The 20,858-nt window shown below is 63.5% G+C and carries 20 protein-coding genes; 7 read left to right on the forward strand and 13 right to left on the reverse strand.

What is annotated here, in order from left to right:
* Positions 1–50: 50 nt before the first annotated feature.
* From M446_RS37755 to M446_RS31015, 3 genes are all read left to right on the forward strand, one after another.
* The gene (locus tag M446_RS37755; protein ID WP_150108766.1) at positions 51–497 is read left to right on the forward strand and encodes a hypothetical protein; all 447 of its coding nucleotides are present in this window, start codon (positions 51–53) and stop codon (positions 495–497) included.
* 84 nt (positions 498–581) lie between these two features.
* The gene (locus M446_RS31010; RefSeq protein ID WP_012336047.1) at positions 582–1,250 is read left to right on the forward strand and encodes a hypothetical protein; all 669 of its coding nucleotides are present in this window, start codon (positions 582–584) and stop codon (positions 1,248–1,250) included.
* A 115-nt stretch (positions 1,251–1,365) separates the two neighbouring features.
* Complete coding sequence (locus M446_RS31015) at positions 1,366–3,006, forward strand: DEAD/DEAH box helicase family protein (RefSeq protein WP_043701816.1); 1,641 nt, start codon at positions 1,366–1,368, stop codon at positions 3,004–3,006.
* Positions 3,007–3,022: 16 nt separating this feature from the next.
* On the opposite strand, the gene M446_RS31020 is transcribed toward M446_RS31015, so the two are convergent.
* From M446_RS31020 to M446_RS39815, 4 genes are all read right to left on the reverse strand, one after another.
* A protein-coding gene (locus tag M446_RS31020) for an IS3-like element ISMtsp5 family transposase (protein ID WP_076612169.1) occupies positions 3,023–4,266 on the reverse strand; the annotation gives its coding sequence in 2 pieces (ribosomal slippage) (positions 3,023–3,942 and positions 3,942–4,266; 1,245 coding nt in all).
* 645 nt (positions 4,267–4,911) lie between these two features.
* Positions 4,912–5,913: a hypothetical protein gene (locus M446_RS31035; RefSeq protein ID WP_012336050.1), complete on the reverse strand. Its 1,002-nt coding sequence runs from the start codon at positions 5,911–5,913 to the stop codon at positions 4,912–4,914.
* 196 nt (positions 5,914–6,109) lie between these two features.
* The gene (locus M446_RS39340; protein WP_012336051.1) at positions 6,110–6,241 is read right to left on the reverse strand and encodes a hypothetical protein; all 132 of its coding nucleotides are present in this window, start codon (positions 6,239–6,241) and stop codon (positions 6,110–6,112) included.
* Between the two features lie 180 nt (positions 6,242–6,421).
* Positions 6,422–6,745, reverse strand: a complete 324-nt coding sequence (locus tag M446_RS39815) for a PilZ domain-containing protein (protein ID WP_150108767.1) — start codon at positions 6,743–6,745, stop codon at positions 6,422–6,424.
* A 153-nt stretch (positions 6,746–6,898) separates the two neighbouring features.
* On the opposite strand from M446_RS39815, the gene M446_RS31045 reads away from it, so the two are divergent.
* Positions 6,899–8,136, forward strand: a protein-coding gene (locus M446_RS31045) for an IS3-like element ISMtsp18 family transposase (protein ID WP_085984473.1) whose coding sequence is annotated in 2 segments (ribosomal slippage) — positions 6,899–7,259 and positions 7,259–8,136 — 1,239 coding nt in all. Because the reading frame shifts where the segments join, the coding sequence is not laid out codon by codon here.
* Positions 8,137–8,420: 284 nt separating this feature from the next.
* Here M446_RS31045 and M446_RS37765 read toward each other — a convergent pair.
* From M446_RS37765 to M446_RS31060, 3 genes are all read right to left on the reverse strand, one after another.
* A complete protein-coding gene (locus tag M446_RS37765) occupies positions 8,421–9,128 on the reverse strand; it encodes a hypothetical protein (protein ID WP_150108768.1) in 708 nt (235 codons plus the stop codon).
* Between the two features lie 879 nt (positions 9,129–10,007).
* Entirely contained in the window at positions 10,008–10,328 is a 321-nt protein-coding gene (locus M446_RS31055; RefSeq protein ID WP_012336054.1) for a DMT family transporter, read from the reverse strand.
* A gap of 168 nt (positions 10,329–10,496) precedes the next feature.
* The gene (locus tag M446_RS31060; RefSeq protein ID WP_012336055.1) at positions 10,497–10,877 is read right to left on the reverse strand and encodes a response regulator; all 381 of its coding nucleotides are present in this window, start codon (positions 10,875–10,877) and stop codon (positions 10,497–10,499) included.
* Positions 10,878–11,033: 156 nt separating this feature from the next.
* On the opposite strand from M446_RS31060, the gene M446_RS31065 reads away from it, so the two are divergent.
* Positions 11,034–11,240 carry a hypothetical protein gene (locus tag M446_RS31065; RefSeq protein ID WP_150108769.1) on the forward strand — a complete coding sequence of 69 codons (207 nt, stop codon included), beginning with the start codon at positions 11,034–11,036 and terminating at the stop codon, positions 11,238–11,240.
* Positions 11,241–11,258: 18 nt separating this feature from the next.
* Complete coding sequence (locus M446_RS31070; RefSeq protein WP_043701824.1) at positions 11,259–11,774, forward strand: hypothetical protein; 516 nt, start codon at positions 11,259–11,261, stop codon at positions 11,772–11,774.
* Between the two features lie 254 nt (positions 11,775–12,028).
* Here the strand turns inward: M446_RS31070 and M446_RS31075 are convergent, their stop codons facing one another.
* The 3 genes from M446_RS31075 to M446_RS36120 form a co-directional block, all read right to left on the reverse strand.
* The gene (locus M446_RS31075) at positions 12,029–12,238 is read right to left on the reverse strand and encodes a hypothetical protein (protein WP_043701827.1); all 210 of its coding nucleotides are present in this window, start codon (positions 12,236–12,238) and stop codon (positions 12,029–12,031) included.
* Positions 12,239–12,854: 616 nt separating this feature from the next.
* Positions 12,855–14,396, reverse strand: a complete 1,542-nt coding sequence (locus M446_RS31080; protein WP_012336057.1) for a serine protease — start codon at positions 14,394–14,396, stop codon at positions 12,855–12,857.
* A 661-nt stretch (positions 14,397–15,057) separates the two neighbouring features.
* Positions 15,058–15,180: a DUF1127 domain-containing protein gene (locus M446_RS36120; RefSeq protein WP_265576471.1), complete on the reverse strand. Its 123-nt coding sequence runs from the start codon at positions 15,178–15,180 to the stop codon at positions 15,058–15,060.
* 174 nt (positions 15,181–15,354) lie between these two features.
* Between M446_RS36120 and mddA the strand changes: the two genes are divergently transcribed.
* Positions 15,355–16,089, forward strand: coding sequence for a methanethiol S-methyltransferase (mddA, locus tag M446_RS31085; RefSeq protein ID WP_012336059.1), 735 nt, complete (start codon positions 15,355–15,357; stop codon positions 16,087–16,089).
* Positions 16,090–16,126: 37 nt separating this feature from the next.
* Here mddA and M446_RS31090 read toward each other — a convergent pair whose 3' ends face one another.
* The 3 genes from M446_RS31090 to M446_RS31100 form a co-directional block, all read right to left on the reverse strand.
* A complete protein-coding gene (locus tag M446_RS31090; RefSeq protein WP_012336060.1) occupies positions 16,127–17,116 on the reverse strand; it encodes an ABC transporter substrate-binding protein in 990 nt (329 codons plus the stop codon).
* Between the two features lie 28 nt (positions 17,117–17,144).
* A complete protein-coding gene (locus M446_RS31095) occupies positions 17,145–18,911 on the reverse strand; it encodes a HAMP domain-containing protein (RefSeq protein WP_012336061.1) in 1,767 nt (588 codons plus the stop codon).
* Between the two features lie 727 nt (positions 18,912–19,638).
* Positions 19,639–20,778, reverse strand: coding sequence for an HPP family protein (locus M446_RS31100; RefSeq protein WP_050777530.1), 1,140 nt, complete (start codon positions 20,776–20,778; stop codon positions 19,639–19,641).
* Between the last annotated feature and the right edge of the window lie 80 nt (positions 20,779–20,858).

Raw genomic sequence — 20,858 nt, forward strand, 5'->3', positions numbered from 1 at the left:
CAGTTGGCCGATAAAAATCTCGCTTAAAACGGTAGAAAGGCAATCAGAAGATGGAAAACATAGAATTCGACTTCGATTTCGGTTTTGAGTTCGGAGGAGGCGACCTCCACCGACTTGAGAAAGAGGAGCTCGAGCGATTTTTATACTGGTATCAATCACTCAACAGTGCATTCGCACAACCTCTCGCTGAGCTCATAGGCGTGCGTGAAACCGATGACATGGTCAGGAGATTCCTTGAAATCGAGGGTATACGAGCTTGCCTGGAGCGCGATCCAGAATTTGTAAACGTGCGACTTGATGAAATGCCTCGGTTTCCGTACAAGTGGCCGGATAACCTCGATCCTATTTACATCGCGCACCGCACCACGCAGTTGAAACGAAGGTTACTACCAAGTAGCTTCGATGCCGCAGAGAGGGCGGAAATTGCAAGACGCATGCGGAAACAGGCTGCGTCTCTTCTGCAAGGTGCTGATAAAGTAGAGCAAGGCACGTTCTAAACATTCAGCTACATATATGCGAGCCGCCAGTGGTCTGATTGGCGGCTCCATAAGTCAGCATTATTGGGATAGGAGGTCCACAAATTGAGCAGGCGTGATTGCCGTGCGCCTGGATGTGGCGCGCGAACGACCCGTTATGGGGTCTACTGTACTACCCACAAATCCAGGTACCGACGACACGGACACCCTGAACAACGAGCGATCACGAAGGCAGACCTCAATCCATACCTCAAGCGCGTCCGTAAGCGCATCAAGAAGAACTCCGACAACCCACTCTGGGCGCACTGTGAGGACCTCTGGAACGAACTCGTCAGCCACGCCAAGGGGATCGTCACCACCTACCGAGGCGGTCAACCGACTTACCGACACGAGCGCATCGCGGCTGACGAGGTGGTGAAGCTCTTCGCCCACGTGGAGTCGAGGGAGGTCATCGAGACCGTCTTCGCGATGTTCCTCTTAGAGGACCATCAGCCTCGTCGCTTCCGGTCCGACGGAGCCTTCCGCTTCCAGCTTGTCAGGCGCCTTCGTGGGCTCACCGAGACGAATGCCGGGACGTGGGTAGACCCGAGTACCGGCAGGACCAAGCGGGCTTACCACGAGCTGTCACCGAGAGCTGCCGAGGTGTTCGCACGGTGGGTGATGAAGGCTCTTGGTGGTGTGGGAGCCTACCTCGCGAAGCTTGAACGAGATGAGGAGGACGAACGCCAACGGCGTGTGAACGACATGCACGAAGCGATGTCCGCTCTCGTCTGACACCCCCAAACTCCGACACCAATCAAAACAGCCCGAAAGTCCCCCGCAACGCAATAGTAATTCCGTGTCGTGGGGGGTTTTTTATGTGGGCAATCTGACATGACCAAGGACCATCATGATAGAAGTCACAAACCTCGTGCCCACCTTCTGGGGCTTCGTCGAGAAGCAGGCCCATGAGCGTGGGCGGTCAATTTCCGCCTTCAGCCAATCCGTAGCTCAGTCCATCCTCGATGCCGGTCTCGCTGCCTGCGATGACCGAGACCATCAGCGGGAGCAATACCGGGTAGTCTCCGCCCCTACGGGCTCTGGGAAGTCGTCCTATGCCTGGGCGTTCGTTGCGGCTCTCATTGAGGCCGTACCTGGCTCCTCAGCAGTGTTCCTGTGCGAGACCATCCATCAGTGCGAGGACACGTACAACGAGCTGCTAAAGCTGGTGAGCAGCGATGATTTGGCCATCTGGACCAGTGCCCACGATTTGGCCAAGCCCCTGGACACCATCGAACGAACGCATCAATTCACCCCTGCGGCTCGGTTCCGAACAACCGACCTCTCTGACCGCCGGGTCATCGTTGTCACTCACGCCTTCTACAAGGGGCCTCGTGGCTCCCTGGCCCGGAGGTACCAGGCCGAGGAAAGGACGCTCACCATCATCGACGAGAAGCCGACCGAGGTCGCCATCTTTGACATCGACGTTGGGGATGTCGTGAAGGTCCGGGATTGGGCACAGGCGACGACCAGCATCCCGGCAGCGGTCCAGGCTTGCTCGGCTTTGCAAGAATTCCTCGATGGTGTGTGGTCACAGGATCGGCCTGGGCCGAGGACCTACCGTCCGCTCCATCTGTCGGACCTCGCATGGTTCGCGTCACTTGAAGCCGACCGCCTTCGCGAGGAGCACGGGGGTCGTGAGGCACCCGACCTGCGGGTGGCGAGTGTTATCGGCTTCGCTCAGGCACTCGCGAACGGCTACGCCTTCATGAGCCGCTATGATGGGGCCAGCCAGGGTGGCCGCTTCGTCGGCTACAAGCCCGACATGCCTGTTCGCCCCGGAACGGTGCTGCTGGACGCCACTAGCGACATCGACGGAGTGGCACAGCTCGTTCCCACTCAGCGCGTGATGATGCCGTCCCCGCGTCTGTCGTTCGAGAACCTGACCGTCTCGCACCTCGTGCCACCAGTTGACGTCATCGGTCCTCGCGAGCGGGTCTCGCAGATTGTGAAGACGTGCCAGCGAGCAGAGCCGTATGCCCGATGGATTATGGGAACCATCCGTGAGCACACGGAGCCTGGAGAGAAGGTGCTGGTGGTCGCCCACAAGGCGATGCTGGACCATGCTTACCTTCCGAACGGGAAGACGAGCTTCAATGAGGACGCCTACGAGCTGGATGGCCGAAAGGTCGCCTTCATCAACTGGGGCACGGGGATAGGGTCGAACCGCTGGAAGGATGCCACAAGCGTGTTCCTGTTTGGGGAGTTCCATCTGCCCAAGCGGGCCACCGTAGGAGCAGCTCTCGGTCTCCTGAACGTCCCGGCAGGTAGTTGCTCTCGGTTATCGAGGATGGAGAACCCCAACAGCAGGGATGCAGTGTTCCTAACCCTTCAACAGGGCCACCTGCTCCGCTGGGAGAAGCAACTCGCAATGCGGGGTAACGCCCGGAACATCACGAGCCAAGGGGTCTGCGGTCTGCAGAAGCTGTTCGTAACCTCAGAGTTCTCCCGCTTCCTCCTGCACAAGGACTGTACCGCCCGCAGTTTGTGAGACACCGATTTCCAGCCTACGCGGCCAGAGCCGCGGGTGAAAGCTGTGCGGCACGAATGGCTGCCGGTGGGCGGAACCCGTGCCGCTCGATCAGCCACGTCTCGTTGTAGATCTCGCGGAACGCCAGCAGGGCGCGGCGGAGGTCTTCGACCGTGTCGAAACTGTCCACCCACAGCAGGTTCTCCTTGAGCGTGCGGATGAAACGCTCGGCGCAGCCGTTGCCCTCCGGCGCCCGCACGAAGGCGGGCGAACTCGCGATGCCCAGGAACGCCAGTTCCGCCTGGAAGGCGTCGGACATGTACTGGCTGCCATGGTCGTGCCGGACACTCAGGCCGGAAGCACTCTTGGCCGCGAAGCTGCCGAAGCGCTGCCGCACACCCTGGCGGATCGGCTCCAGCGCCTCGAAGCGCGTGGCCCGCCGCGCCGCATGAACGCCCACGCACTCGGCCGAGCAGTGGTCGACGGCCACGAACACCGCGACTTGGCCCTCGCCGGTCCAGGTGGTGGTCAGGTCGGTGCCCCACATCGTGTCCACTGCCTCCGGGATGATGGTGCCGTCGTGCGTGCGTGGGCCGCGCGGCGCGCCGACGCGCGAGGGGGCGAGCAGATCATGGTCGCGCATCAGGCGCAGCACGCGGCGCTTGGAGGTGCGCACGCCCTTGTGGCGCAGGCGCGCCCAGACCTTGCGGTGACCCTCGCCGTGAAAGGGGCTGCCGGTGAGGGTGGCGCGGATCTCGTCGAGCAGCGCCGCATCCGGCATCGGCCCAACCGGGCCGGGACGCCGCGCCGGCTCCGGCCGCGCGGGTGAGAGATGCCGGTGGACGGTGGCGCGCGACAGGCCCCAGATCCGGCAGACGCGGGCCAGCCCGTAAGCTTTGCCACTGACGGGGGAGAGGACCTGGCTCATGGCCGCGACCTCCTGCGGGCCAAAGGGCCGGGGCCGCGCGCCTCCAGAGCCGTGATCTTGGCCTCCAGCAACTCGCGCTCCAGCAACATCTCGCCGAGCCTGGCCTTCAGCCGCCCGCTCTCCAGCGCTTCCGCATCGGTGGGCCGGGTGGACAGGCTCGCCTCACCCGCTGCCAGGAAGGCGTCGCGCCAGCCCGACAGGGTCGCGGCGGTCACGCCCAGGCTGCGCGAGATAGTCTCCAGGTCCTCACCGCGCAGCAGTCGCAGTACGGCATCCCGCTTGCGCTGCCGGGACATCCTCCCGCCCCGGCCGGGACCGACCGCATCGGCACCCGCCCTCGTGTATGTGGTCATCGTCCTCACCCCTGTCGCGGAGACCGTCCGCTAACGGGGTGTCTCAAGCAACCGTGGGGCGGAGGAGGACCATCTCTTCCCAGGGGCCAACTTCACGAGGAGCGAGGCTGTTAGGAAAGCCGAGTTGGCAAAGGGCGGTGCGAAGGCTGTAGCGGCGCTCCTGGCCACCACTGACCAGAACTGCATCACCAGTCTGGACGTGCAGGAGGAGACGGGGGTTAGTCTCCAGAGGCACACCGACCGCATCATAGGTCACAAACTGGTCCAGGCGGTCATGGCACAGGGAGGGTGGACCTTCGTTCGCGGTCGTGGACGAGGAAACCCGAGCAAGTTCCTCCGTGTAACTATGAACCAGCAGGCGGACCTCAGTCTGGCTGCATAGGGGGCACCCAGAGCCGCACGCTCAACTTGAGACGCCGCGCCCTATTAAGGAGGATAAGGACCCTTTGGGCGCGGTAGTAGACTACACCTGGTCGCCTCCAGGCACGCTGAGGTGCGCTGGACGTGGACGAATGGACATGCGGCGGATAAACTGAACGAGTGCGTGGACGAAGTCGCTAGCGGGAGGCGCTCCGGTGGCAATCACGTAACAATACTGTCTCTTAATGGCTCTCTTCGCCAGCAGGCGAGGGCGTCAAAGGGCATCTAGAACTCCAGCCCGAGCTTAACCCGCATATTGTGACGCTCGAACTGACTGAGGCCGAACGCACGGTTGGCCAGAGAAGGGTCGGTGTCCCGCCCCCAAACCTGCCCTGCGTAGGCCACCGTGACCCAGGCGTGCTCCGTGAAGCGGTGGTGGAGAGCGGGACCGATGAACAGCGCCTCGCTCTCAAGTCGGTTCAGGAATGTACCTTCGTAGCCCCGGAGATAGCGAACTTCAGGGCCAAGGAACGTCTTCTCCGCAATGCGCGCAACGACAGCATTTGACCACAGGAAGGTGGACGAACGATAACCAGCTTTAGACCCTCTCTCTCGTCCGGCTGTGGGCTCGAAACTGATATTGGTAGCGTACCAGACCTTGTCTTTGACGACCTGCATATCCACCTGGAGCAGGGTCTCGACGTCAACGATGTCTGCGCCTCGGCCCTCGATTGGTAGAACTCGCGTAAAGCGTGGACGCACCTCAAAGGCGGCGTTGAGGGGCTGCTTGTCGTCTGCTTTTAGGAACTGGTACTTAACATCAACTGCTAAGCCGTCGAAGTTGCCAAAAGATTTATTGTCTACATCAATAATGTTCCGGGCGTGATGGAATGTGCCGAAAGTAGAAAACTCGATGCTTAACTGATCGATAGGGTTGAACTGGTATCCGATCCGGGTATCGAACACGCGATAGGTGGAAAACCCCGGTCCATCGCGGCGCTTGCTGAACCGGCCGATGGTATCAACAATAACCTCTTGGTGACCCTTCTCACTCGCATCTGCCCCTTCCGTAAACCCGAAGAGATGCTCGGTATCAACGTCGTCCTTCTTGTCCTTCCTCGACTGCTGATCATCGCCACTTGCACCCTCTTTGGGGCGGCTCTGGTTCGGCTCGTGTTTGGCTTCCGGTGCAGCTTGGATGTTCTGGGCAGAGAGTCCGAGTGAGGCTAAGAGCACGCTCGCACGCCAAGACGACAGAATGCGTGCGCGTCTCTCGTGAATGGTCATGATGCGGTGGGGTCCGACGAGCTGAAGCCTAGCTTTCCTGGTTTGACATGCTGAGGTGGAATGTGCCTGTGACCGCGAGGCCACATCCAGGGACAGCGTCGCGAGCTGCCATGTGGTCGGTCAGCCGGCCCCCTTAGGCGATTAAGGTCGGAGTGCCGTCAGCCTATACAGACGAGGCCCAAAGCCTTCGGACCGGCTACGCTTGAGCCCTCTTCCGCGCCACGGCGGCGAGCGCCCGGAAGGGGAATGCTACAGCGGCGATCATGGCGCTGACGATCAGGACGATGAGGAACGGCAGGAACGCCAGCCCGAAACCAACAAGACGCATGCCTGTCCTCCTACACGCCGCGCTCGCTGCCCATCGCGGCCACGCGAACGCTCATCCGGCTCACCCTAACGAGGTGTGGCGCGAGGGGATAGTAGGGGCGCGTCGGCCAGCGAAGTAGGCACAGCTCACGCCACGGTTACGCTGCCGGCGAAACTTGACGTGCGGCCCGTGAGATTTCCGTCACAAAGTGTTGCAGTGGTCTGGCGCAAATCTGAGGTGAGAGGTCAGAAACTCTCTCATCTCTCTAGAAAGGGGCTCTGAGAACCTGACGCCTATCGTCGTCTCTTCTTGCCATCGCACCTCGACCCGGTGAGTCTCGCCTCCTGGCCCTAGAACCAAGCTGAAGCACGCTGGAACAACCACACTGTCAGCGAATGATAAGCAGGCGCCCTCGTCCGACAGGTTGAGCAAGAAGCATATCACCTGCCCCTCCGCATCGTCATTAAGGCCAGCTTGGCCAGTGAGGCACACACGAATGCGTGGTGGTCTTGGTATTGAGCGCATGAGGTGATGTCCGGCGGCACTCTCAATCCATCACGGCTAGCTTAGAGCACCTATCTTAACCAACTCAACGCAAGAGATTTCAAGCACTTAGTGAACTGCACCCCGTTTTGACCGGACAGGCGGCATAGCCCAGGAAGGCATAGGCGCAGGCCTATGGATAAGGCTATGGCATCTGATCCGATCGCCCCGCCTCCGCACGGCGAGATCCTGACCGGTGTGCAGCGCCGCCGGCGGTGGTCCACGGCCGAGAAGATCCGCCTCGTCGAGGAGAGCCAGCAGCCCGGCTCGTCCGTGTCCTTCGTGGCGCGGCGCTACGGGCTGTCGCCCAGCCTGCTGTTCCGGTGGAAGCGGCGCTTGCTGGAAGGCGGGCATGCGGCTGTTCAGGCCGATGAGGAGGTCGTCGGCACCAGCCGGGTGCGCGAGCTGGAGCGGCGCGTGCGGGACTTGGAACGCCTGCTCGGGCGCAAGACCATGGAGGTCGAGATCCTCAAGGAGGCGCTCGACCTCGCACGCACAAAAAAACCGACCTTGCCGCTCGTCTCCTGGGGCGGGCCGGTGGGCGGTTCCCGATGAAGGCGGTCGCCGACACGCTGGGCGTGGCTCGCTCCCATCTCGCCGAGCGCCTCACCCGCCCCGTCCGGCCGCGTGGTCCCTCCCGCAGGCCCCAGGACGCCGTGTTGCTGCCCACCATCCGCGAGATCGTCGCGGCCCGTCCCAGCTACGGCTACCGGCGTATCACCGCGCTGCTGAACAGGGTGCTGCGCTCGCAAGGCGCGTCGGTCGTCAACGCCAAGCGGGTGCTGCGCATCCTCCAGGTGAACGGGCTGACGCTGGCGCCCTATACCGCTCGCCGCACCGGCCGGACCCATGACGGTGTCGTGGTCGCGCTGCGCTCGAACGTGCGCTGGTGCTCGGACCATCTCGACCTGCGCTGCCGGGACGGAGCGGTGGTCCGGGTGCTGTTTGCCATCGACGCCTGCGACCGTGAGATCATGGCTTGGTCGGCGACCACGGCCGGCGTCTCCGGCGAGATGGTCAGCAACCTGATGATCGCCTGCGTCGAGCACCGCTTCGGCGCGACGAAGGCCCCGCACCCGATCGAGTGGCTGTCCGACAACGGCTCGGCTTACATCGCCCGCCAGACGAGCGAGACGGCCACCGCGCTCGGGCTGCGGCTGCTGTTCACACCGGTGCGCTCCCCGCAGAGCAACGGCATTGCCGAAGCCTTCGTGAAAACGCTCAAGCGTGACTACGCACGCCTTGCGATGCTGCCCGACGCCGAGACCGTGATGCGGCTTCTGCCGAGTTGGTTCGAGGACTACAACACCGTCCACCCGCACTCCGGTTTGCGTATGCTCTCGCCTCGCGAGTTCATCAGCCAGAGTGCCTAAACCTACCCCGCTACCTGTCCGGTCAAACTGGGTGCACTCCACTTAGCGGGCTCGAATGGAGGTTGTGCTAGGGACTCTTAATGGGCACCCTTGCTGGGTGGTCTCTCGGCCTCAAGAGCCCCGGAGGGCCACGGCGACTCCCGCGTTCACCCAAACGCTGATGCGGCCTAATCTACCAGGGTGCGGGAGCGAGGTCATAGGAGAACTTACTAAGCGGCGAGGTGGGCGTCACCGGTCAGACTCTCAAGTCCAGAGAAAAATTTGCCTCGCCCATACCTTACGGGCTAGTCATCTGCAAATTTTTGCTCAAACTCCTCAGCTGTTATCTGAAACTCCCGAAACAGTCGCGAGCCTTTGGAGCGCAACGCCGTTGAAGGGTTAGAGGTAAGATGGATCGATTTCATACGCCCGCCATCGGTCGTTATTGTGAGACTTTCAACTTCTTCATATGGAACGCAAAAAATAATATAAGGACTCTCTTTGTCTTTGTACTGATTAGACCACCTGTCATCAGCATCGCCTATGAGTATTATATAGTCGTAAAACTTCTTGCCGGCTGTGCCAAAGGGCCTCGGCCATGCCCAACGCTTCGACGGATTTTTTTTCGACCTATCGGCTATTCCCAAGCTGGAGTACTTGCACTCGAACACATAGCCGGAAGCAGAGACGACATCAAAGCCTGATGTATGCGATGTTAACTGTCCTTCAACAAGCTCACTAACTAAACGCTCACCTTTGAGGCCAAGAAGCAAGTTTTTCTTGCCTGCTAGAAAACCTAATTTTGCTTCTAAAGCTGAAACTCGCTCTAATAAAGCCTTATTTTCTTTTCTTAAAGCAATATTTTGATCTCTGAGAAGTTTTACGACGTCGTGAGAAGTGCGTAAAAGTTGCTTATTTTCTATGATACTCATACTAGAACCGCCTATAGCTCTTCTCGAACATTCTTGAAAACTGTCCTGAAGTTTGCCTAGTCCCACAGTGGCAGGGACCACCTTGAAATCATAAACCTCCTCTGTGCGCTTACGGAATGTATAACAGGCAGAGCCACAGCGTCCACAAAAAGACTTTCCTATTGCATTATGAATAGGATGGCATCGGGTAGTCCAGTGTGAAAAATACTTAAGCAATTATTGGATTTTTTCCAATTTCTCAGCAAGCGCCTCGAACCTAAGGTGCGTGTACCGCATCAGCACCCGGGTATCGCGGTGCCCGCTTATCCGGCTCACCGCCTCGTACCTGAGGTCGTGATATCGAAAGCCGGGGTGGGGAGTCCGAGCCATAATCCGCCGCCGAGCCATCTTTGCGGCCTGCTCGGCGGTTGGGAAGACATGCTCCTCACCAGAGACCCCGCCCGGCATCCGCTCGCAGAGTAAACTCATAGCCCGGCTAGTAAGGGGATGGGTGGAGCGATGGCTGCCGCGTTGAAGGGTCAAGCTAACCCGCTAAGGACCAAATATTATCAATCGAAAAAGCGGTATCTAAACCGAAAAAGCAGGAATTCAAATTAATTATCTACCCTGATGGTACGCAGGTCATCGGGGTCTACGTCAACAACGCTCAGAAACACACTTGGCTACATAAGGATGACTACGAGCGTATCATTGCTCAAGTCGGTATGCGTGCCTGGACGATGCTGCACAACGGTCAAAGCAGAGAGTACGTATGTGTTCAGATTTCAGCGTCTAAGAAGCATTGCCTTTACATCACTCGCCTAATCGTTGGTGATATTCAGGGAATGTCTGTCCGTTTCAAGGACGGCAACATTCTCAATCTTCGCAGCTCGAGCCTCTACCACGATGCTGGACGGGGTGGAGAGCCACTGAGAAAGCGGCTTAAGCTCAACGTTACCGGCTTTCCAACGGGCTCGGCTTCTACGAAGTGCTCGCGAGCTTCATCGTCACGAGGCCCGAGACAATCAGCCCCGCCGCGACCAGCCGTGTGACGCTCGCCTGCTCTCCGAGCACGAGGATGCCGATGACGAACGCACCCACCGCGCCGACCCCGGTCCAGATTGTGTAGGCCGTACCGAGAGGCAGTGAGCGCATGGCAAGTGCCAGCAGGCCAAAGCTGCCGAGCATCGTCGCGATCATGATCGCGGTTGGCCACAGTCGCGTGAAGCCGTGTGACTGCTTCATCGCGTAGGCCCACACGACCTCAAGGATGCCAGCGGTGATGAGGTAGACCCAAGCCATGACGGCCCTCTCTCGAAGGGCCGGGCCGTCCCGGACTTGAACTCCCGTGAGCGGGAGGGAGGACGTGGCCTCGCGCGGCACAGCTATGCGCTCGCCTTCTGACGTTCAAGTCCGTTTCTGACCTAGAGCGGACCAAGCCTGCGCCGCATCAGGTTACAGACACGTTCGTTAGGCTGTGCCGGCTCTCTCAAATGCCCGGAGCACCTGATTCGCGTGGTACGGCTTGGGCAGGAACTCACCGTGGTCAGGCACATCGCGGCGGGCAGGGCGATAGCGCCCGGACGTGATCACGAGGCGAATACGCGGCCAACGCTCGGCCACTCGGGAAGCCAGACCAAAGCCATTCATCGAGCCCGGCATCTCGATGTCGGTGAACAGCACATCGATGTCGTTCCGGTTCTCCAGAAGAGCCCACGCCTCGTCGGCGCTGGCCGCTTCGAGGACGAGGAACCCGGCATCTTCCAGCATGTCCACAGCCATCATACGCACCAGGGCCTCGTCCTCGACGACCAGAACACGCGACAGGGAGGGGGGGCACGGACCAGGCATGTGCGGAAAACGGCGGCAACTCCGGATGGTTTCACCAATGTTAGCAATCCCGCCTATCTGACCGATACCCTCGGCCGCCCTTCACATCATCAGGCTGATTAGGTCTTGGCCGTAGGGAGTGCCATCCACCCCACGGACCTCATCACGGTGGAGGGGATGGAGCTGACGGTGGCCACGACTGAACAGCTTGCTATCCTCTCCCGCGACCTTCTGGGCGCCTACAGGGAGGTCCAGGGTGGCGTTGAGGCCGCTCAGAAGGAGCCTGAGCCTGAGCCCGTGGTGGATGATGCCGTGGCCCTGGAGGACCCCCGTAGAGAGGCCGAGTTCGCCTCCATCTGCCAGGAGGTGTCTCCCTACCTTTAGGTCTCGGCCCTGCACCAAGTGGTCACCGAAGACGCCATCAGTGAGCAGACCATCGGCCATGCGGCATCCGAGGCCAGGATTGAGCCTCACCAGATGCGAGCTCGCGTCGATGCCGTGGTGGAGGGCTTCCGGGCTCAGGCTGTCTCGACCGTGCAGGGCTACGGCTCCGACGACCCCGAGGACTTCTTCCAGTGGGCTCACGAGAACAAGCCCCGGGAGATGAAGGCCGCGATGCACCGCCACGGGATGGAGCGTGACCCCCGGGGGTGCGAACCTCTCTATCGCGAGTATGTCTCCACCATCGAGGACCGCGACCCTGAGGCCATCCTGAACGCTCAGTTCGGGTCAGGCATCACCGCCAAGCAGGTGGATGGCAAGGTCATCATCGTCTTCCCGGGTGGGAAGGAGATGTCCTTCAAGGGCGCTCTGAAGGCTGGCTTGATCAGCGTCAGGGGCGCCTCAGGAAGACACCTTACTTCCACCTACAAGACCCGCAACCCAAAGACAGCAGAACACCCAGCGGACCGTCCCTGATGCCGCTGGGTGTCTGAACCATTGGAGATGTCGATGATGATGATAACAAGCCTTCAGCATGAACCGGCCTAGATGCTGGCATGCGGCAAACGCCTCTCCAGGGCTGTCGTTCCAGCTTGTCAGTAGCATTTCCGGTATAGTGCCAGTTCAACTGCAATCGCCTCGTGCGCTATCCGATTGATTGTGGCACGTTTCTGGAGCAACTGCACGGCTTGTACTGTTACAACATCCGCCTTGCTCTCCAAGGCTGTCCCTCAGACCCTCTGGCGCTTCGCGGTCTTGAACCGCTCCCGGCCCTCCATCCCGTTCCACTCCTCCGTGAGGGCGCGGGCGTGCTGCTCCACCACGAAGGAGGCAGCCAAGGCCCATCCATCGTCGCGGTCCAGCGCGTCCCACACGCTGCCAGCCTCGAACAGGAGAGCGTTGAACTCGGCCACAGGGTCGAAGGGCTCAGGGCTGGTCATCATCCCACCAGGCGGCGCCACCACCAGGGGCGCTGTACCACGGGCTAACTCTCCGGGGCAGGCAAGGCCCTGGTCAGGCGCTCTGCCTGCTCTCGCCAGTGGTGGGTCAATTGTCGGGCAGCATCCCAGAAGCCAACCGGCATGAGACGCGGGTCATGTGAACCGCGACAGATAGGGGCTGAGTTCGAGTTCCAATTCGTCCGCCAAACCGGCAGAGTTGGCCAGCCTGAGTGCTACAGTTTCGCGCTACAGGAGAAGGGCTGGAAATGAGCTAAGTAACTGATTTATAACGCAATAGGAGGTTGGCTCGGAATGTCCCACCCCTTCCGCCAATAGTCATTCACAGTCCTGCCCGTAGGGCATAGACCACACCAAATCCCTTGCGGATCAGCGGCATGGCGGCGCATGCCGTGCACCCACATGCACCGCGCAGCACCACGATGGTAGGGTCCGGTGGGGCGAGAGATCAACCGGCTCTCGGCGCGGCGAGTCCAGACGCTGACCGAGCCAGGCCGCCACGCCGATGGCGGCGGCCTCTCCCTCGTCGTGGACGAGGGCGGCGGCAAGCGCTGGGTCTACCTCGACCGCACCGCGTCGTCAGAGAGTACATCTCCGATTACTGGCAGGCTACGAACCCGCTCATCGCCTTGGCGGAATCCGCAAGGTCTGCGGGATCAAGCTTGGCTCCTGTCGTCGTGCCCGGTTGGATTGCGATCTGGTTCGACTCTAGGAACGTCGCGAGCATCGTGCTCTTGATCGCAAAGTTGATATTCTGTGGGAAATCGCCAGAGGCAAGCGCCACCTTGAGCACGTTCAGCTTCGCCGCAACGACCCCCACAGCGTTGCCATAACTGTCTAGGAGTGGGCCACCAGAGTTACCCTGCTGAACAGGAGTAGAGATTTGGTAGTATCGGCTATCATCACCTAAGCCAGATAGGGCGGTTATGTTTCCCAGTGTGAAATTGCCAGAGCTCGCCAGGATGTCCGCATGAGGATACCCAAAAGCAGCGACAGACTCTCCTAGCCTAGTGCCCGTTCTAATCGGCGCAAATCTGCCTCCCTTGGCATCTTCGATTGCGAGGAGAGCAAGATCATTGCTGCTGTCTGTCGCAGCAACTCGCGCATTGTGCGGAGATTTGCTATCGTTCAGTTTCACCACGACGAACTTGCAATCCTTGATCACATGGGCATTCGTGATGAAGTTGCCATTGGTGTCTACGAAAAAGCCTGAACCCGTTGAGATGCCGTTCTCCTCAGCCTTCGGTGCCGCAGGAGGTGCAGGTGCGGGAGGCGCGGTGGCGACGGGAGGCAACGCCGAGGGAACGGGCGCATTCTCGCGTGCTACGGGCTGTGCGGGAACCGGAACCTGCAAGGGAGGTGTCGCGGCGACTCGAGCGGCCGCCTGCGACGCCCCTGGCGGCTCGACCATAGGACGCCCGTTCATCACGGAGCCAAGCGAAGCTGACATCAAGATTGCGATGCGTTCACCGCCGACATTACCCTTTGCGTTGTCCCAGAACAGTGAAAAGCCGAGGACCCCATCTCCGTCTTGGTGGTAGCGAAGATATTCGTCTTTACCGCTTGAGGAAGTGGCTGATATAACAAACCATTCGTCTTTAATGACGCTGTAATTGATTGTGTACCGATTGCGCCGTTTGCGTTCTAACGTGTCTGAATAAACGAGAGCGACGTTGATCGATGGGAAGTAGTTGTATTTGACGATTAGGCGGGCAAGTGAGTCTTCAAACGCAAGGCCACTCTTATTTGTGAGCGGGCGCAAAGACAAGCCCTGAGGCACCCAGATGGGGCGGCCTCGCGACGGATGCTCAAGCAACTTGAAGTCCCACATTGTCATCATCGGTGCCGCGGTTGCGAACAGCCGGTCGTGAGTGGACTTGTTGAGGACTCCGTCCGGCCAGATACCGTTCTGTTCTTGAAACCGCTTGATCGCCTCAAAAGTGCGCAGACCGAGGTTTTCCGTTGGAACGGACGTTTGATGGCCGGTGGCTATTAACAGAACCTGGGCAATAACACGGGATCGAAGGTTGTGCTCTTCGTTGAATACGAATTCTGCCCTGGTGAACTCTGGAGTTCGTACCTGGGCGGTTGCAGCTTGAGCGGCCAACCCGGCAACAAGAGCAAACGCGATGCGACGCATGAAGGGCTGCCCCGAGACACTTGAACGAATGGTTACGGTCAATTCGCAAGCTGTCAAATGAGAAAGCGCCTATCCGGAGGCTTCGTCAATGGCTGTTCACAGTCCAAGGTCATTAGCCGTACTCTCTCGCTGGCATCATGAGGCACGCTGTGCGACCAGGCCCATCAGCATCTTTGTCTCTCTCCGACAGGCAGGAAGCGGTGTTCATCGCGAATGTTACGACAGTGCATCCCTTCGCATGCTCAAGTTTAGCCCCGGCATCAAGGGACTCGCGAAACCCTGCAGCCTCTGGGCGGTGGCAACAGAGGGATGCCTCTGGTTCGTCGAGCGGAACGTCCGCGATGCTGCCGGCTGGCACCAGGGCACCATCAGGTACCACCGCACGAAGGCTCTCACACGCCGCGTGTCGGGTTCGAGGCGCCCGAAGACGGGGCTGGCGGAGAGCAGGCGCCCGAACTGGACCGGATCGGCGATCGCGGTTGCTCCGCTTGGAGCCGCGGACCGCGAACGGACCATGAGGCCGGACGGCGGTCGAAGAACACCCGCGTCGCCGCGACCCCGCCATCCGCCCGAACCGGGCGGCGCGCTGCCGGAGCGGGAGCCGGCTGCCCCGGGGACAGCCGCGGCGGCTGGCGTCCGACCCTGAAGGCCGCGGCACGCATCAGATCAGATCGGATCGGACGAGGCCGAGATCCGCGAGGTCGCGGTCGTTGAACAGGGCGAGTTCGCGCCGCGTGCGACTGCAATCGAGCCATCGCCTGAAGACTGAGAACGCTCCAGCCACGTGATCCTCCTCGGCTGAGGGGATCGACATGCCTCGGGTGCCCGCCCGCGTCTGTGACGGCGATCACGGACGCGGGCGGGCGATCGGCCGGATGAAGGGGCGGGCCGCGAGGTACCGGGCCGGGACCGGGCCTCGGAGCACGGCCGATCACGCTCCCGTCGCCGGAGATCTCCCATGTCGCACGCTGCCCGCATGATCTACGCCCTGGTCTGCTACGCCATCTTCCTCGTGTCCTTCCTCTACGCGGTCGGGTTCCTCGGAGGGGGCTTCGTTCCGAAGACCGTCGACGATGGGCCGGTCGTCGCGCCGTGGCTCGCGGTGGTCGTGGACGTCGCCCTGCTCACCGTCTTCGCGCTCCAGCACAGCGTGATGGCACGCCCGCGCTTCAAGGTGTGGTGGACGCGCATCGTCCCGAAGCCCGTCGAGCGCAGCACCTTCGTCCTCCTGGCGAGCCTCGCCCTGCTCTTGCTGTTCTGGCAGTGGCGTCCGCTCCCGGCGACCGCATGGTCGGTCTCCGATCCGGTCGCGGCGTCCGTCCTCAAGGGACTCTTCTGGCTCGGCTGGTTCGTCGTCCTCGCCAGCACCTTCATGATCAGCCACCTCGACCTCTTCGGGCTCAAGCAGGCCATCCAGGGCTGGCGCCCGACCGCGCCGGGTGAGGCCGCGTTCGCGACGCCCTTCCTCTACAGGCACGTCCGGCACCCGATCTACCTCGGCTTCGTCGTCGCGTTCTGGGCGACGCCGACGATGACGGTCGGCCACCTGCTGTTCGCGGCGGTCGCGACCGCCTACATCCTCGTCGGCATCCAGCTGGAGGAGCGCGACCTCGTCGCCTTCTTCGGCGATCGCTACATTCGCTACCGGCGCGAGGCGGGCATGCTCCTGCCGCGCTTTCGCGGCGCGCGCTGATCGGACGGGCGCCGACGACCCCGCGGAGGTCGGATCCCTACTCGATCACCACGTCGGCGCTGCTCAGGATCGAGGGCGGCAAGGTCACGCCGAGGCGCGCGGCCGCCCTCACGTTGGCGAACAGCTCAAGCTTCGTGACGAGCTGCACCGGCAGGTCACGGGGCTTCTCGCCTCGGAGCAGGCGCCCCGCATAGGCGCCGGCCTGGCGGTGCGTTTGCGTGAAGTCGCCCCCGTAGCTCATCAGCCCGCCGGCCATGGGGAAGTCGCGGGACTGGGTGATCGCGGGAAGGCCGTGGCGGTTGGCGAGCATCGCCAGGCGCGCGCTGCGATAGGCGAAGAAGGGGTCGGAGGTGAAGACGAGACCGGCCGCCCCGAGCCGGCGCGGCGCCGTAAACAGGTCCTCGAACCCGTCCTCGCGGCTGGCCTCCAGCATATGGAGCTGCAGGCCGAGGCTGCCGGCCGCAGCCCGCAGGCCGGCCAGCTGCGAGCCGGCCGTGGGACTGGTCGGGTTGAATGCGATGGCGAGGGCGGCGGCCGTCGGAAACAGCTCCTTCATGAGCTCGAGCCGCTTGTTCGAGACCTCGACACTCAGGCTCGACACGCCCGTGAGATTGCCGCGGGGCCGCGCGAGATCGTCCACCACGCCGAGGACGACCGGATCGCCGCCCATCTCGAAGACGATCGGGATCGTCCCCGTCGCCGCGCGCGCCGCGAGCACCACGGGCGCACCCCCGGGGGCGACCAGGACCGCGATCCCGCTGCCCGCCAGCTCCTTGGCGAGCGCGGGCAGCTGCTCGTAGCGCCCGTCCGCCCAGCGGTAGGCGATCGCGACGTCGCGGCCCTCGACGAACCCGGCGTCGGCGAGCCCCGTGCGAAAGGCCTCGAGCCGGCTGGCAACGCGCTCGGGCGTCTCGGCGCCGAGATACCCGAGCACCGGCAGCGCCGGCGCCTGCGCCCGCACCGCGCGGGCCGTCGCGCCGCCGAGCAGGGCGCCGACCGGCCCGATGAGAAGGTCGCGTCGTCTCATCCGCTCGCTCCTCGCCGAGCGCCGGGCATCACGCCGCGTCCGGCGCTGGCTCGGCCTTGGCGTCCCGTCCGGCCGCCACGGCGAAGATGGCGACCGGCTCGTCGAAGCCCTTCAGGCGCCGCGTCCCGAGCGACACGAGGGGGACGCCGCTCCCGATCGCCTCGGCCGCCGCGCGGTCGACCAGGATCTGGCCATCCTGCGCCGAGGCGCACAGGCGCGAGGCGAGGTTCGTCACCGTGCCGATGGCCGTGTAGTCCAGCCGGCTGTCGGAGCCGATCCGCCCGACCGTGGCGGGTCCCATCGCCAGGCCGATCCCGAAGCCGAGCGCGTGGCCGCCCGCCCGCCAGGCCGCGGTCAGGGCCTGCACCGTCGCCTGCATCTCGATCACCATGCGGGCGGCCCGCAGCGCCGGCTCGGGGCAGGCCACGGGCGCGTTCACCAGGATCATGACGCCGTCGCCGGCGAGGCTCACGAGCGTCGCGCCGTGCCGGTTCACGGTCGCACCAACCGCCGCGTGGTACTCGCCCAGTACGCCCATGATCACGCCGGGCTCGGATCGCGCGGAGAACGGGGTGAAGCCGCGCAGGTCCCCGAAGACCACGACGACCTCGACGCGCTGTCCGTCGAGGACGCCGTCGTCGCCGGCCCGGTCCACGAGCTCGGCGACCTGCGGCGCGAGGAAGCGCTTGAGGCGGCTGATGCGCTCCGAGCGCTCCTGCGAGAGCGCGACCTCGCGCGCCATCTGGTTGAAGCGGGCCGCGAGCCGCCCCAGCTCGTCCCCCCTCGCGATCTCGATGCGGTGGCCGAACTGGCCCGCCCCGATCCGGGCGGCGCCTTCCTCCAGGAGGCGGATCGGCCCGGTCATGCGGCCGGCGAGCCAGTAGGCGAGCGCGGCGGCGAAGCCGGTGCCGGCCAGGAGCAGGCCGAGAAGGCGCCAGAAGGCGGCGTGGATCGGCCCGAACGCCTCGGCGACCGGCTGCTGGACGATCACGCTCCAGTCCGGTCCCTGAACCGGCGCCATGGCGGCCACCACCACGCGCCCCGCCGGGTCCGGCCCGGCGACCGCGCGCCCGTCCTGCGCGAGGATGGCCGCCCGCAGCGCCCGGAGGCTCTCGGCCGTCCGATCCTCGGCGCCGCGCAGGACGAGGCTGATGTCGGGATGCGCGATGAGCCGGCCCGGCCGGTCGAGCACGATGGCTTGTCCCGTCTCGCCGATCCGGATTCCCGCGACGACGTCCAGGATCAGCTTCAGATTGATCTCCGCGACCGCGACGCCCGCCGCGAGGCGATTCCCCGCCACGGCCACGGTCATGTACGGTTCGGAATTGCGGTGATAGGTGACGGGGCCGAACCAAGCCCGCCCGGTCCGGGCCCCCAGGACCGCTGGATCCGCCGACGCGTCGGCGCCGCTCTCGACGCGGTTGAGGCCGATCCGCGACACGGAGAGCCGCTCCTTCGCGGCGCCGTCGATCAGTCTGAAGCTCGTCACGGCGGGGGCGTGGCGCAGGAGACGCATGGCGTCGACGCGCCGCCGCTCGTCGGCGGCCTCCGTCCAGGGCAATTGCACCATCCAGGCGAGCTGGTTTTCGATCCCATCGATGAAGTGCGCGATCCGCGCGGCCGCGGTCCGGGCCTCGGCGCCGAGCAGGTCGTTCAGGCGCGCCCGCTGGTCCCTATAGCCGAACCACGCCTGGCTGCCGCCGGCGGCGAGCAGCGGCACGGCCACGGCCGCGAACAGGACGAGGAAATACTGCCGGAACAGCGAGCCCCGCGGCGGGATCGGGAAGCGGGCCATCGCCGCATCCTTTCCAAGGCATATCGATCCGCTGCACGACTTTAAGTGCAGACACGGCATCTTCTCAAGTCTGCATCGGCCGTGAAGGCGGGCACTCAGAGGGGAGTATCCGGTGCAACTCCGGCGAATTCCGAGCTCATGACCGTCAGCACGCCGTGGTCACGCAGCGAGCCGTCCAGGATCCCGACGGCCCGGATCTCCTCTCCGCGACCTTCGCTCCGCGGAGGACGGGCACTCCGCGGAGAACGGGGATCGCGGCATCACGAGCACCTCGCGAGACGGCCTGACGGGCTCGACGAGAGCGGCTCGACAGCGGAGACCGGCCTACTTCGATTTCGGCGTGCGAAGGAGAGATACCTGCCACGTCAGCATCATGCTCGATACCATCAAGGCGGCGTGAAGCAGGGAGAGGAGAAGCGGTCCATCTTGCATCGACGCGATCCTGCGACGTGGCGGTGCCGGGAAGGTCCGAGTCCTGGCAACAACCGGGCCAACGCCCACGCTCGCGCCGCGTGACCCTCCGTCCTCCGCCGAGCGGTCCTCCGCCGAGCGGTCCTCCGCCGAGCGGTCGCGCCGCACGTCCGAGCCGCCGGGTGGGCCGATGAGATCGGGCCGCGGCGACCGCCTAGAGCATTTTCCGACGAAGTGGATGCCGGTTCGTCGCGGACAATGCGGCAGGATCAAAGATCGAGAGCGGCACCCGATTGCAACGTGACCGGGTGCCGCCCTAGGCCGGGACCGCTTCGGGAAGCCTGAACGCCTTGGCCGAGAGCAGGCGCGTCAAGGTCGCGAGCAGGTCGGTCTGGGTGATGATCCCCACGACGCGCTGTCCCTCGTCCACGACGACCACCGCATGGGTGCGCCCATCGGACAGCGAGGAGGCCAGCGCGACGATCGGCTCGTCCGGCCGGGCCGTCCTGGCCTCGGACATCACCTGCGCGATACCCGCGTCGCGGTGGAGCGTCAGCTCGCGCAGCCCCACCGTGCCCGTCAGCCGTCCATCCTCGTCGACCACCGGCAGCGTCCGGATGTTGTGCGTGAGGAGAAGCTCCCGTGCTCGCTCGGCGCTGCTGCCCGCGTGCAGGGTCACCACGTCGCGCGACATGACCTCGGCGCAGGTGAGGTCGCCCTCCGTGCGCACGAGCGCGTGAAGCTCGACCTGCCGGAGGAGGCGGTCGAGGTCGGCGCGGTCGATGTCCAGCGTCTCGTTGAGCGCGACCAGGGCCGCGTCCACATCCTCCGGCTTGAAGCCGACGCGCAGGGGCGCGGGCAGATCCGCCGTCCCGTGCGTGTTGGCCGGCGCCACGACCGGCACGTGCGGGTAGTTGCGGCCTGAGATCTTGTGGAACGCGATCCCGAGCGCGACCAGGATCACCGAGTTCACGCAGACCGGGAACAGCGGGAACAGGAAGCCCGCCGAGGTGACGGCCGGGCCGCCGATCAGCGCCGTCAGGGCGGCCGCACCCCCGGGTGGGTGAAGGGACCGGGTCACCGACATCGCGGCGATCGCCAGCGAGACGCCGACGCCGATCGCCACCACGGGATCCGGAATGAGGTGGGCGGCCAGCACGCCGACGAAGGCCGAGATCGTGTTGCCCCCGATGACCGGCCAGGGCTGGGCGAGCGGGCTCGCCGGCACGGCGAACAGCAGCACCGCCGAGGCGCCCATGGGCGCGACAATGAGCGGGATGTGCGGCCCTTCCCCGAAGAACCAGCCGCAGATCAGGCCGGTGAGCGTGATGCCCGCGAGCGCCCCCAGGCAGGCGACCAGGCGCTCCCGCAGGGTCGCACCCGCCAGAATCGGCCTGAACAACCGAAATCCGGATGACTTGCCACCCTGTCGTTCCGGACTGACGGTGTCGAACATCCTCGTGCGTCCCTCGCTGGCCCGAACCGCCGCCGAAGGCGCCCGCTCAGCAGGCAGGTGCTCCGATTGGCGGCGCAGGG

It is taken from the genome of Methylobacterium sp. 4-46, assembly GCF_000019365.1.
Taxonomy (GTDB): Bacteria; Pseudomonadota; Alphaproteobacteria; order Rhizobiales; family Beijerinckiaceae; genus Methylobacterium.